Origin of the sequence: Streptomyces sp. H51 (assembly GCF_035656535.1) — a bacterium.
Taxonomy (GTDB): Bacteria; Actinomycetota; Actinomycetes; order Streptomycetales; family Streptomycetaceae; genus Streptomyces.
This window is the reverse complement of sequence record NZ_JAYMHD010000069.1, coordinates 73,061-85,277: the sequence shown is the minus strand read 5'-3', so window position 1 is coordinate 85,277 and position 12,217 is coordinate 73,061. Positions and strand designations below refer to the sequence as shown.

General features: G+C 74.0%; 11 protein-coding genes and 1 pseudogene. 5 read left to right on the top strand and 7 right to left on the bottom strand.

Annotated elements, in window-relative coordinates; translation table 11 throughout:
- The first annotated feature begins 108 nt into the window (after window positions 1-108).
- From VKA29_RS24870 to VKA29_RS24860, 3 genes are read left to right on the top strand one after another with little or no spacing between them, the layout of a single operon-like run.
- Complete coding sequence (locus VKA29_RS24870) at window positions 109-1,122, top strand: iron-containing redox enzyme family protein (protein ID WP_324788187.1); 1,014 nt, start codon at window positions 109-111, stop codon at window positions 1,120-1,122.
- Window positions 1,123-1,797 carry a HemK2/MTQ2 family protein methyltransferase gene (locus tag VKA29_RS24865; protein ID WP_324788186.1) on the top strand — a complete coding sequence of 225 codons (675 nt, stop codon included), beginning with the start codon at window positions 1,123-1,125 and terminating at the stop codon, window positions 1,795-1,797.
- Window positions 1,778-1,975, top strand: coding sequence for a CDGSH iron-sulfur domain-containing protein (locus tag VKA29_RS24860; RefSeq protein ID WP_324788185.1), 198 nt, complete (start codon window positions 1,778-1,780; stop codon window positions 1,973-1,975). The genes VKA29_RS24865 and VKA29_RS24860 overlap by 20 nt, the downstream gene beginning before the upstream one ends.
- A gap of 170 nt (window positions 1,976-2,145) precedes the next feature.
- Here VKA29_RS24860 and VKA29_RS24855 read toward each other — a convergent pair.
- Window positions 2,146-2,423: pseudogene (locus VKA29_RS24855) on the bottom strand (SSI family serine proteinase inhibitor).
- Window positions 2,424-2,929: 506 nt separating this feature from the next.
- On the opposite strand from VKA29_RS24855, the gene VKA29_RS24850 reads away from it, so the two are divergent.
- Window positions 2,930-4,099: a lactate 2-monooxygenase gene (locus VKA29_RS24850; protein ID WP_324788283.1), complete on the top strand. Its 1,170-nt coding sequence runs from the start codon at window positions 2,930-2,932 to the stop codon at window positions 4,097-4,099.
- A gap of 105 nt (window positions 4,100-4,204) precedes the next feature.
- Here the strand turns inward: VKA29_RS24850 and VKA29_RS24845 are convergent, their stop codons facing one another.
- The 3 genes from VKA29_RS24845 to VKA29_RS24835 all read right to left on the bottom strand — a co-directional run bounded on the left by VKA29_RS24845 (window position 4,205) and on the right by VKA29_RS24835 (window position 8,571).
- On the bottom strand, window positions 4,205-7,396 hold the full coding sequence (locus VKA29_RS24845; RefSeq protein WP_324788184.1) for an ATP-binding protein: 3,192 nt from the start codon (window positions 7,394-7,396) through the stop codon (window positions 4,205-4,207).
- 274 nt (window positions 7,397-7,670) lie between these two features.
- Window positions 7,671-8,282, bottom strand: a complete 612-nt coding sequence (wrbA, locus tag VKA29_RS24840; protein ID WP_324788183.1) for an NAD(P)H:quinone oxidoreductase — start codon at window positions 8,280-8,282, stop codon at window positions 7,671-7,673.
- Between the two features lie 49 nt (window positions 8,283-8,331).
- Window positions 8,332-8,571 carry a hypothetical protein gene (locus VKA29_RS24835; protein ID WP_324788182.1) on the bottom strand — a complete coding sequence of 80 codons (240 nt, stop codon included), beginning with the start codon at window positions 8,569-8,571 and terminating at the stop codon, window positions 8,332-8,334.
- A 538-nt stretch (window positions 8,572-9,109) separates the two neighbouring features.
- On the opposite strand from VKA29_RS24835, the gene VKA29_RS24830 reads away from it, so the two are divergent.
- The gene (locus VKA29_RS24830; RefSeq protein WP_420718555.1) at window positions 9,110-9,214 is read left to right on the top strand and encodes a hypothetical protein; all 105 of its coding nucleotides are present in this window, start codon (window positions 9,110-9,112) and stop codon (window positions 9,212-9,214) included.
- A 179-nt stretch (window positions 9,215-9,393) separates the two neighbouring features.
- Here VKA29_RS24830 and VKA29_RS24825 read toward each other — a convergent pair whose 3' ends face one another.
- The 3 genes from VKA29_RS24825 to VKA29_RS24815 form a co-directional block, all read right to left on the bottom strand.
- Window positions 9,394-11,073 (bottom strand): RICIN domain-containing protein, encoded by a 1,680-nt coding sequence (locus tag VKA29_RS24825; RefSeq protein ID WP_324788181.1) that lies wholly within the window; start codon window positions 11,071-11,073, stop codon window positions 9,394-9,396.
- Between the two features lie 507 nt (window positions 11,074-11,580).
- On the bottom strand, window positions 11,581-11,958 hold the full coding sequence (locus VKA29_RS24820; protein WP_324788180.1) for a toxin Doc: 378 nt from the start codon (window positions 11,956-11,958) through the stop codon (window positions 11,581-11,583).
- Between the two features lie 3 nt (window positions 11,959-11,961).
- A complete protein-coding gene (locus VKA29_RS24815; protein WP_324788179.1) occupies window positions 11,962-12,207 on the bottom strand; it encodes a hypothetical protein in 246 nt (81 codons plus the stop codon).
- Window positions 12,208-12,217: the final 10 nt, after the last annotated feature.

The window sequence follows — 12,217 nt, the reverse complement described above, 5'->3', positions numbered from 1 at the left end:
TCGGGGTGGCGTGCACCGTCGTACCCGCCGCGCAGGCCGCGCAGGCCCCACGCCGGCGGTGACCGGCCACCGGCGGATGGCCGGGCCGCAGGCGGGTACCCGCCCCGCATGACGCACGACCGCCAAGGGCCCCCGCTGCCGTCCCCTCGCGGGCCGCTCTCTACAGCCGTCGGGGAGTACCTGCGGGGCGCCGGACCGCTGCCGCGCCCCGAGGACGCCGCCGACGCCGAGCCGTACGGCGACGACCTGCACCTCGCCCTCTACCTCTGCTACGAACTGCACTACCGCGGCTTCGCGGGCGTCTCCCCGGACCGCGAGTGGGACCACGGCCTGCTGCGCGTCCGCGCGGCGCTGGAGCGGCGGTTCCTCACGTCCCTGCGGGCGGACGTCCCGGTCCACGCCGGCGTCGACGACGCGCTCGCGGAACTGCTGGTGGAACCCGTCGACGGCACGGGGGTGTCGCACTACCTGCGTGACGAGGGCGAGTTGTGGCACCTGCGCGAGTACGCCGCGCAGCGCTCCCTCTACCACCTGAAGGAGGCGGACCCGCACGCCTGGGTGCTGCCGCGGCTGACCGGCCGGGCCAAGGCGGCCATGGCGGCGGTGGAGTTCGACGAGTACGGCGGCGGCCGGGCCGACCGCCTGCACGCGCGTCTGTTCGCCGGCCTGATGGCGGACCTCGGCCTGGACACCACGTACGGCCGCTACCTGGACGCGGCCTGCGCGCAGGCGCTGGTCACCGTCAACCTGATGTCCCTCTTCGGACTGCACCGGTCGCTGCGGGGCGCGCTCGTCGGCCACTTCGCCGCGGTGGAGGTCACCTCCTCCCCCGGATCCCGCCGCCTGGCGGAGGCGATGCGCCGCACCGGCGCCGGAGCCGCGGCCGAGCACTTCTACGACGAGCACGTCGAGGCCGACGCCGTGCACGAGCAGGTCGTCCGCCACGAGGTGATCGGCGGTCTGCTGGAGGCGGAGCCGCATCTGGCGCCCGACGTGGTCTTCGGGATCGACGCCACCGGTCATGTCGAGGACCTGCTCGCCGGCCGGCTGCTGCGGGACTGGCGGGCCGGAAGGTCGTCCCTGCGCACCCCGGGGCTTCCCGGAACCTCCCATATTTCCTGAATGCCAGGGAACACGGGTTCAGTGAATCCTCTGATCCTGCCCGGCGTCTACCCGCCGGACGAAGACACCGCCCTGCTGGCCGGGGCCCTGGCCGACGAGCCGCTCCCGCCGGGCTCGGAGGTGCTGGACGTGGGTACCGGGAGCGGGGCTCTCGCGCTCGCGGCGGCGCGGCTGGGCAACCGGGTCACCGCGGTGGACGTGTCCTGGCGGGCGGTGTGCACGGCGCGGGCGAACGCGCTGCTGGCCGGGGTGCCGGTGCGGGTCCGGCGCGGCAACCTCTTCGCGCCGGTGCGGGACCGGTCCTTCGACGTGATCCTCTCCAACCCGCCCTACGTGCCGTCACCGGACCACCACGAGCCGCCGTCCGGGGCGGCCCGGGCCTGGGACGCGGGCCGGGACGGCCGACTCGTGCTGGACCGCATCTGCCGGGAGGCGCCGGCCCTGCTGCGGCCCGGCGGCGTGCTGCTGCTGGTGCACTCGGCCCTCAGCGGACCCGAGCTGACGCTCGGTCACCTGCGTGCGGCGGGCCTCAAGGCGAGCGTGACACGACGCTGCCGGATCGCCTTCGGCCCGGTGCTGCGGGGCCGGGAGTCCTGGCTGCGCGGGCAGGGACTGCTGTCCGCCGGCGACGACGGAGAGGAACTGGTGGTCGTCCGTGCCGAACAACCCGTCTGACACCCCGCGCCGGATCAAGGTCCAGCGTCCGGGACCACTGCTGGTGGAGGGGCCGGTCGAGGTGGAGCTGGAGGACGGCACCGTCGTCACCTCCGACCGCTTCCGCGTGGCCCTGTGCACGTGCCGGCGCAGCCGCCGCTTCCCCTGGTGCGACACCAGCCATCGCAAGCGCGCGTGACCCCGAACCCGCCCCCCGGCACACGTCCGTGTGATGCCAGGGGCCGGCCGGCGGCCCCACTCCGCCTGGCCGGCCCCTGGTGCGAGACCACGGCGTCCCCGCGACAGGTGCCCGCACTCCCCAGCTACGGGCCTCCTCGGTGCGCGCGGACCGCACGCGATCCCGGTCTCTCAGAACGCGAAGACGCTCACCCCGTGGGCGTTCTTCACGCACTCGTCGGCGAAGGTGGTGTTCACCGGAGACGCGCCTGCCCTGCCAGACGCCGTCGACGGTGACGACGACCGGGTCGTAGTGCCGGGTGCACAGCAGCATGTCGTCGCCGGCGCCGAGGGGCGTAGAGCGAGGCGGGGGCGGCCGCCGGAACGGCGAGCGCGGCTCCGGCGAGGGGCCCGCAGACGGCGGTGGCCGTGAGGGCGAGGGTCGCCGCCCGGCGCGCGGTGTTCCGCATCGTGTGCATCCTTCCGCTGAACGGGGGCGACGTCGGCCCGAGTCGTGGTGGTGCCGGACCGGCGAGCGTGAGTCTGCCGAGTCCGCGGCGGAAACTCACCTCGACCCCACGCGTTTCGGTAACCTTGCGTATTGAATCAGTGGCGTGAAGTTACGGAACGGGATCGCCGAAGGCCCACAACTGAGCGCTTCCTGATCGAATGAAGCGGCCATCTGGCTTGATCCCCCCGCCTGGCCAATCGGCCTGAAACACTCCGACCGAGCCCTCACAACAAGCGCTTGCCCTGGTCACGGGGGTCGCCGCCGACCGCGCCCGGGGGACGGCGGTGGCAGTTCACATCGCCGACGCGCAGATCACCGCAACCGGCCGCGGCCCGGCGCCCGCGGCTCGGCACGGTCTCGGCGGCCGAGCGGGCGGCGGCGTGCGGAGCACGTTCCCGCCTCCGGCTACCCGCCAGTATCGTCGGGGTGCAGCGCGTTCTCAGCGACGAGAGGCGGAACCTCGGCATGGCCAAGCACTGGGCGGACTTCCAGTACGAGATATATCTCAACGGGATGTCGGGGGCCGTCCCGCGGCTGCCCACCGACCTGACCCGGCTGGAGGAACTGACCGAGCGGCGGCTCGGTCCGGGACCCGTGGGATACGTGGCGGGCAGCGCGGGCGACGGCAGCACGGCGCGGGCCAACCGGACCGCCCTCCAGCGGCGGCGGATCGTGCCGCGCATGCTGCGGGACGTGCACGAGCGCGATCTGTCCGTCGAGGTCCTCGGCCGCGCGCTGCCCGCCCCGCTGGCCCTGGCGCCGGTCGGCGTGCTGTCGATCATGCATCCGGACGCGGAGTCCGCCGCCGCCCGGGCCGCCGCCGCCCAGGGCGTGCCCTTCGTGCTGTCCTCGGCGTCCAGCACGCCCATGGAGCAGGTGGCCGAGGCCATGGGGGACGCCGAGCGCTGGTTCCAGCTGTACTGGCCGAAGGACGTCGAGGTGGCCCGCTCCTTCCTGAACCGGGCGAAGGCCGCCGGGTACACGGCGCTGGTCGTCACGCTGGACACCCCGCTGCTGGCGTGGCGCCCGCGCGACCTCGACCAGGCCTACCTGCCGTTCCTGCACGGTGTGGGGACCGCCAACTACTTCTCCGACCCGGCCTTCCTGTCGGGTCTGGCCAAGCCGGTGCACGAGGACCCGAACGCGGCCGTCCTGCACTTCGTCGGCATGTTCGCCGACCCCGCGAAGACCTGGCCGGACCTGGCGTTCCTCCGGGCGAACTGGGACGGCCCGATCGTGCTCAAGGGCGTCCTGCACCCCGACGACGCCCGGCTCGCCGCGGACGCCGGGATGGACGGCGTGGTCGTCTCCAACCACGGCGGGCGCCAGGTGGCCGGTTCGGTCGCGGCCGCGGACGCGCTGCCCCGGGTCGCCGAGGCGGTCGGCGACCGGCTGACGGTGCTGTTCGACAGCGGCGTCCGCACCGGCGACGACGTGTTCAAGGCGCTCGCCCTGGGCGCGCGGGCGGTGCTCCTCGGACGGCCGTACGTCTACGGGCTCGGCCTCGACGGGCAGGCGGGCGTGGAGCACGTCGTGCGCTGCCTGCTCGCCGAGTTGGACCTCACCCTCGCCCTGTCCGGACACGCCTCCCCCGCCACCGTCGGCCCGGCCGACCTCGTCGAGGACCCCGTGTGACCGCGAGCGTCGTAGTGCCTGTCACGGCTCGGGCACCGCGAGCGTCGTAGTGCCTGTCACGGCTCGGGCAGGCCGTTCCCGGGGGCCGGGCACCCGGGCCGGGTGTCAGCCGGCCGCGGCCTCCACCGCGGCGACGGCGACGCCCCGCGACGCCTCGGCGTGGATCCGGCGGTACGCCTCGCCGCCGACCAGGGACTGGGCGCGGCGGACGGTCCGCTCGATGTCCGCGGACTCGGACGGCGAGGGCGGCGTGTGGTGGACGGAACGATGGTGTGCTGCCTCACCGAGGAGACGTGCTGCGGCCGTTCCGTCCCCGAGCGCGGCCCGGACGCTCGCGAGCCCCTCGGCCGCGGCGGCCGGTGCGGCGGATCCGGCCGCCTTCGCGGCCGCGGTCCGCGCCGACCGGTGATGGGCTTCAGCGGCTTCGAGATCGCCTGACAGTTCGGCGATGTGGCCGAGACAGGTCAGCGCGGCGGCGAGCCAGTCGGGCTTGTCCTGCCCGTCGAGGAACGTCAGTGCCATCCGCGCGTGGCGGGCGGCGGTGGGGAGGTCGCGTTCCTGTCGGGCCAGGTATGCCTGTCCGAGTGCCGCCAGGGGGTTGCCCTTCGCGCCGAGGGACCGTGCCGTCTGGTGGGACTCCTCGAAGTGCAACCGCGCGGCGCGCACGTGGCCCAGGGACAGCTCGACGTGCCCCATGCCGGCCAGCGCGTACTGGATGGTGTTCGCCGGCCCGATCTTCCTGCCGTCGGCGCAGGCACCCTGGTAGGCGGCCAGCGCGGGATGGAGCCGCCCGGCGCGGTGCAGTGCCATACCGAGGTGGTACTGGACGGCGGAGCTGCCCCAGTGGTCGCCGGCACGGCGGAAGCCGCTCAGCGCACGTTCACCGCACTCGACCGCGGTGTCGAAGGCGTGGCCGACGAAACGCAGTTCCATCTCGACGAACGCCGCCAGCGCGGTGCCCCACACGTCGTCGTGTTCCTCGAGCGCGGCCGCAGCCTGCGCGACCAGGGCCAGACTCCGCTCGGTTCCGGCACCGCAGATGCCCTCCACGGCCACGAAGAGCCGGGAGTAGGCGGCGTCGTGGTCGGCACCCGCTCGGGAGAGCAGGGCGAGGGACTCCTCGGCCGCCCGCCCGCACACGGGGTCGGGATGCACCAGGCACGCGGTGGGCCGGCCGACCAGGGCCTGCGTCTGAAGCGCCAGACCGCGCGCCCGGGCACTGCCCGAGTGCGCCTCCCTCAGCACCGAGGCGATCTCCTCGCTGCCGTCCCGACGGCTGGCGAAGTACCAGAGCCAGCCGATTCCGGCCACCAGGCGGAGAGCCCGGTCCGGGTCGGCCGCCGCCGCGGCGCGCGCCCGGTCCGTCGCGAGCCGCAGGTTGTCCCCCTCCTCGGAGAACCAGGTCAGCCACGCGCGCTGGCCCGTACCCCGGATCTCACGGCTCGCCCGCTCGGCCGCGGACAGGTAGTAGCGGGTGTGGGCTTCGAGGGTCTGCTCCTCCTCGTCCGCCCGGCGCAGGCGGTCCGCGGCGTACTGGCGCAGCGTCTCGAGAAGACGGAAGCGGGGGCACAGACCGCTGCCCGGCACCACCAGCGAGTGGTCGACCAGGCGGCGCAGCAGGCCGAGGACGTCCTCGCGTCGCACCGGGCCGCCCTGACAGATCTCCTCGGCGGCGCGCAGCTCGAAGCCGCCGCGGAAGACGGACAGCCTCCGCAGCAGCGTCTGCTCCGGTGGGGTGAGCAGTTGATGGCTCCAGTCGACAGCCGCGCGCAGGGTGCGCTGGCGCGCCTCCGCCGTTCGCGGGCCGTTGACCAGGAAACCGAACCGGTTGTCCAGGCGGGCCTCTATCTCACCGGCGGGAAGGCTTCTGGTCCACGCGGCGGCGAGCTCCAGCGCGAGGGGGATGCCGTCCAGAGCACGGCAGATCCTGATGACCGCCGCCACGTCGCACCCGGCGAGCGCGAAGCCCGGATCTATGGTGCGGGCACGCTCGACGAAGAGGCGAACGGAGTCGTACTCCTGGGCGCGCGCCAGTTCGGTGCCCTGCGGAGGCACCTGCATGGGCTGCACGGGACACTGCGCCTCCCCGGGCAGTCCCAGTGGTTCCCTGCTGGTGGCCAGAACGCGTACGCCCGGGCAGGAAGCCAGGAGTCTGTCGACGAACGCGGCACAGGCGTCCACCAGATGCTCACAGTTGTCGAGCACCAGCAGCGCCGAAGTCGTCCGGAGCATTCCGATGAGAGTGTCCTCCGCGTCGTCACGCCCGTGGGAGACACCGAGAGCGTCCGCAACGGCCGCCGCGACGTGAGCGGCGTCCGTGACACCGGCCAGCTTCACCATCCACGCCCCATCGGGGCTCACCGGACACGCGTGAGCCGCCTCTCGGGCCAGTGCGGTCTTGCCGACTCCCCCCAGTCCGGTGAGCGTCACCAGACGGTGGTCGCCGAGCAGCTTGCCGACGCCTGCGAGTTCGTCGGTCCTGCCGATGAAGGAGGTGAGACGAGCGGGGAGGTTGCCGGCCTCGAAGCGGACGGACTGCCGGGCCGTGTGCAAGGTCGGGTCCTGCCGGAGAACAGCCTGTTCCAAGGCCCTCAGGTCGACGGACGGTTCGAGACCCAGCTCGGCGTCGAGCGCCGCGCGCGTGCGCCGGTACACCTCGAGAGCCTCGGCCTGCCGGCCCGCTCCGTACAGGGCTCGCATGAGCTGGCCCTGCATGCGTTCCCGCAGCGGATGCCGCGCCGTCGAGGACTCCAGCTCGCCGACCAGGTCGGTGTGGCGCCCCAGGGTCAGCAGCAGGTCCACGCGTTCCTCTTGCGCGGTGAGCCGCAGCTCTTCCAGCCGCGCGGCCTCGGACTTCGCCCAGGGCTCGTCGATGAAGTCGGCCAGCGCGGGTCCGCGCCACAGGGCCAGAGCCTCCTCATAACGTCGGACGGCCTCGGCGGGGGACCGGATCGCGAGATGACGCGCGTCGGCGACGACCCGGGCGAACCGGTGGATGTCGACGTCGTCGGCGTCCATCCGCGCCAGGTAGCCGGGGGGCCGGGTGACGATCAGGTCCGGCGGGGCGCCCGCCGCGGCCAGGGCACGCCGCAGCTTGGACACCCGGATCTGCAGCGCGTTGCCGGGGTCGACCGGCAGCCGCCCGGTCCACAGTGCGTCGATGAGGGTCTCAGCCGTGACGAGCCTCCCGACGCTCACGGCGAGGCGGGCGAGGACGGAGGACTCGGCCCGCGCGGGGCGATCGCAGGGCTGTCCGTCGGCCAACAGCGCCAGGGGGCCGAGGAGGCGTATCTCCACCTGGTCTCTCTCCTCGAATCGTGCCGGAGCGAGAAAAGCTTCTTCAGCTCGGCCCTATGGTGCCATTCCGCCCAGACTGTGTCACTCTGCCGGATCGTCGGGCGGGGACGCCTCCGGCCCCTGCCCGTCCCGGGCCTTCGGCCGGGGAACGGCCACGGACTCAGCCGTCGCCCGGGAACGGTGCCCCGCTGTCCAGGTGACGGCTGTACGAAGCGTGCGAACCCAGCCGGCGAAGGCGGCGCCCGGCCCGGGCGCCGCGTCGACGCGGGGCGGCTCACAGGCCGGACTTGAGCGCCGACGCTATCCGGATCGCCCGCTCGGTCTGGTGGTGGGCGGAGTTGCGGGCCGTCTCGTCGACCGCGTTGGTTCCCTGAGCGTCCACGTGGGAGGTGCCGTAGGGGTTGCCGTCGACGAACTTGACCGGGTCCGTGTAGCCGGGCACGACGAGGAGGCCGCCGAAGTGGTGGATCGAGTTGTAGAGCGCGAGCAGGGTCGACTCCTGGCCGCCGTGAGCCGTGGCGGTGGTGACGAACCCGCTGTACACCTTGTCCGCGAGCTTCCCGGCCGCCCACAGGCCGCCCAGGGTGTCGATGAACTGCTTCAGCTGGGAGGAGACGTTGCCGAACCGGGTCGGGGTGCCGAAGATGACGGCGTCCGCCCACTCGACGTCGGAGGGCTGGGCAACCGGGATGTCGGCGCTCGCCGCTGCGTGGGCGGCCCACGCCTCGTTGGACGCGATGGCGGCCTCGGGCGCCAGCTCCGCCACCTTCCGCAGCCTTACCTCCGCCCCGGCCTTCTCTCCCGCCGCGGCGATCTCCTTGGCGATCTCGGCGCTGAATCCGGTGGAGGAGTAGTAGATGACGGCAAGCTTCACGTTCGTGGTCACAGGAATTCCTTTCGGTGGGGATGGGGTGTGGGGGGTGGTGCGACCTGCGTCAGGACGCCCGCGCGCTTCGCGGGTCCGCCCGGGTCGGCAGGGTCTGCGCGTCATCGACCGGCGGACGGATCCGCTCAGTGTTGATCTCGGCCTTGACGTCCTCGGCCACTTCGCCGGTGCGCAGGACCGTCCGCTCGAAGCCCGTGGTGAAGACGGGGGTCACCGGGTGGCCCGGGGCCGCGGCCGCTGCGCTCCGCACGCCGGCGGAGCCACCGCCCAGGATCACGATCTTCTTCACACGACTTCCTTGAGGCAATCGACGGAGCGACCAGCCGGCGACGAGCAGCGCCGCGGGACTGTTCACCAGCCGTCTCGGGGACGCACACCACGGTGGTCAGGCGGGCTTGCGGCCGGCTGTCCACTCGCTGCCCGGTGCGAAAAGGCCGCGGACAGAGGGGCTCCGTCGCGAACGGAGCGGAGGCGCGGGGAACCGGATCAGGAGCTGCTGGACGGGCGCTTCGTGGCCGGAACGATGAGGCAGCCGCCGGTCGCGCGCACGAGCAGCCAGCGCGGTTCGCGCGGCCCGGCGCGGTTCGCGCGGCCCGGCGCGGTTCGCGCGGCCCGGCGCGGTTCGCGCGGCCCGGCGCGGTTCGCGCGGCCCGGCGCGGTTCGCGCGGCCCGGCGCGGTTCGCGCGGCCCGGCGCGGTTCGCGCGGCCCGGCGCGGTTCGCGCGGCCCGGCGCGGTTCGCGCGGCGCGGCGTCGCGCCGTCGACCCGATGAGCACGCGGGCCCTCTCGCCCCGATGAGCACGCGGGCCCTGTTGACCCATCGGCACGGTGCACGGTGGCGTCTGCGCCGCGCTGCTCGACTCAGTGGCCGGCTGCGCGGTGCACTCGGCCCTGCCGGAAGGGGCGGGTACACCTCCACGGACCTCACCGTGAAGTTCCTGCGCACCGGCGGCTGCCTCCGGGGACAGCCCGTCGTGGCCACGAAGACGGCTCGCGGCCGGGACCTCGCGATCCCCGGTACCGGCGCCGCCGGCCCTGCGGCCGTCACGGAGCTGGTCGAACCACCCGCCGGAACAGCTCCCCCAACTCGTCCGGCATCATGCGCTCGGCCATCACCACACGGTGCGCACTGCCCACCGCTCCACAGGAGACGACACCTGAGCCGTGCGCCCCGGCAGGCCGGTCGGCCGGGCCGGCGGGCCGTCCGTCCCGGTGATCGACAGTGACCCCGGACCGGCCGACGCCCTCGGGACGGTCAGCCAGCGCTGCGCCGCGGAGCGGTCGCGCGCCTTCACGGCGATGTCGGCGCCCGGCTCCCCGGTGACCGGCGCCAGCGCCAGCCGTTCGTCCCAGCGGGGCAGCAACTCGCCCCACACGGTGAGGTCGTAGCGCACGTCGTCGCCGCGCTCGCCGCGCCGGCCGGCGCACGCTCCGAGGACGACCACGCCGGCGTCCAGCCGCGAGTCGAGGCACAGGCCGGGAGCGGCGGCGCTGCGCAGCGACCCGTCGTCCCCGTACGACCACTGCTGGGCGAGCCCGGCGGAGCAGGCCGCCAGCTCGGTCCCGGCGCCGGCCCGCGGCTCGCCCTCGACGGCGAGGCACAGGCCGGCGTCGGCGTTGCGCAGCGTGAACCTGCCTGCCGTGGCCGGCAGCCGGGCGGTACCGGACGTCGGCCGCCCGCCCACGCCCGGTGCCGTGCCGCCGGGCGCGCCGGTGGAGGCGGCCGGGTCGGCCGTCCGGTCGGACGACCACAGGCCCGCCGTGAACATCGCCACCAGCAGACCGGCCGAGGCGACGCCCACGCCGGTCAGCAGCGGCCTGGCCGGGCGCGGCGCTCCGGGCGGGCGCCGGCCGGGCAGGGGAAGGCGGGGCAGGCCCCGGTGGCGTCCGCCGCCGTGCCGTCCCGCCACCCGCTCGGGCAGTGCCTGACCGGTGTGTCCCGGGCGCGACTCGAGATAGCGGCGGGCGCCCCGGCCGAGCACCGCCTCCGCGAGGAGCACCCCCAGCCCGCCCTCGAAATGACTCAGTTGCTCGGCGGCGAAACGGCAGTAGCGGCACTCCGCGAGATGCTGCCGGACATCCGGCAGCAGTGCGCCGCCCCGGCGTATGGGAACGTCGAGGAGGCGGTTGTAGAAGCGGCAGTCCTTGGTGGGCGCGAGTTCCCGATGTGCCTGCACACATCCCGCACGGAATCTTTCACGCGCGTGTTCGAGTGCGGCCGACGCGTCGGCGGTGTCCACCCCCGACAGACCGGCCGGTACGGATATCGCCTCCGCCTCGACCTCGGTGTGCCAGAGCAGGCAGCGGGAAAGTCCGGGAAGGGCATGGAACGCCCGTTCGGCCAGCTTGCGGTTTTCGTGCGTCATGGACTTCGCGGCACGCATGCCGCGTCCGCCGGAGGATCTCCGCAACTCCGGCAGCACGTCGGACACCTCGTCCTCGGCGGCCCAGGTGCGGGCGGTGTCCCGCACCGCCAGCAGCAGCCGGGGCCGCAGCGCGACAGCGGACTCGCCCAGCGCCAGCCGGTCCAGGACCTGGTGGAAGGCGGCCGCCGTCACCATGGACGCGAGGCCCGAGGAAGTGGAGGCGAGGCAGACGGCGGCGTACTCGCGGGCCGGCCTCCAGTGCCGCGCCATGAGCAGCGCGACGCTGCGGGCCGCTTCGCCGTCGAGCCGGTCCCTGAGCCGGGCGGCGAGGTGCTCGTCGGACGGGCCGGGAAGCGCGCCGGGCGGCGAGTGGGGGGACGAGGGGGGTGGGGGGTGAGCACTGAGCGGATTCCTTCCCACGCGCATGGGACGAATGACAGTGGTCGCCACCGGAATCGGCCCCCCGTTCGGTGCGCACCTTCCGGCGGCGGGCGCGAGAGGCGTGAATTCCGCTGTGTCCGGCCGGTCCGGTCCCCCGCAAAGCGAACGCGACCACCCGGTCATACCCCCCGCACGGAAGTTTCACCCTGGCACAGCCGCTCACGGCCAACAAGGCACCCGGGCAACATCCGCATCGGTGGAGACGTGCTCGGATACGGCGGCAACTCCCCTCACGGGCAAAGCCCTTGTGGATTCTGTGCGCCCCGTGTGAACCGTGCGCACGCGCTGGAGCACCGCGCACGCTCCCGGAGCGCAGCACCGCGTAGTGGACTGGCCCCGGCCCTTCTCGGAGGCCCTGCGCGGGACGGCGGCTCTCCTGCGCTCGTCGGGCCGCCGGCCTTGTTCCTCCCGCCCTCGGCCGGCGGCCCAGGGGGCCCGGCGCGTGTGGCGCGCCCAGGGGACCCGGCGCGTGCGGCGCGCGGCCGGGAGGGCTCAGATCTGCCAGGAGCGCAGCCGGTCGGCCGCGCCGTAGACATCGGTCTTGCCGTCGATCAGGTCGCGGGTGAGGTCGACGAGCGCGCCGTAGGGCGGGTCGATGCCGACGCCGCTGACGAACATGTACGCCACGGCGGTCGCACTGGCGAAGCGGGCGTTCGCCGAGGGCAGCGGCCGGAGCAGGGCGAGGGTGTGCAGCAGCGCGGCGGCCCGCCAGGCCGGGTCGGAGTCCACGCCGAGGCGGGGCGGGTCGACTCGGTGGCGGGCCACGGCGGCCACGAGGGCGGAGAAGTCGTTGATCGTGGGCTGGTCCGGCAGGACCTCTTCGTGGCGCTGCAGCAGCCAGGGGACGTCGATGTGGATGACGGATGCCATCGGTCAGGCGGCCCGTCCCTCGCCGCCGGCGGGTGGTTCGTCGTCCGGGAAGGCGGCGGCGAACTCGTCGGCGTGGGAGGCGAAGAACCTGCGGAACGCCTCCGCGCCCTCCTGCAGCGCGCGGTGCCGGGCTATGTCGGCCGCGGCGGCCTCCCGGACGAGGGCCTTCATGGACGTGCCGCGTTCCTTGGCGATCTGCCGCAGGTCCTCGAGTTCACGATCACTGAACTCCACATTCAGAGCTGGCATGACTTCACGG

What these genes read in the sequence shown, in the direction of transcription:
- VKA29_RS24870 (WP_324788187.1), top strand. Translation starts at nt 109, where the DNA reads ATGACGCACGACCGCCAAGGGCCCCCGCTGCCGTCCCCTCGCGGGCCG.
- VKA29_RS24865 (WP_324788186.1), top strand. Translation starts at nt 1,123, where the DNA reads ATGCCAGGGAACACGGGTTCAGTGAATCCTCTGATCCTGCCCGGCGTC.
- VKA29_RS24850 (WP_324788283.1), top strand. Translation starts at nt 2,930, where the DNA reads ATGGCCAAGCACTGGGCGGACTTCCAGTACGAGATATATCTCAACGGG.
- VKA29_RS24825 (WP_324788181.1), bottom strand. Translation starts at nt 11,073, where the DNA reads ATGCGCGTGGGAAGGAATCCGCTCAGTGCTCACCCCCCACCCCCCTCG.
- VKA29_RS24820 (WP_324788180.1), bottom strand. Translation starts at nt 11,958, where the DNA reads ATGGCATCCGTCATCCACATCGACGTCCCCTGGCTGCTGCAGCGCCAC.
- VKA29_RS24815 (WP_324788179.1), bottom strand. Translation starts at nt 12,207, where the DNA reads ATGCCAGCTCTGAATGTGGAGTTCAGTGATCGTGAACTCGAGGACCTG.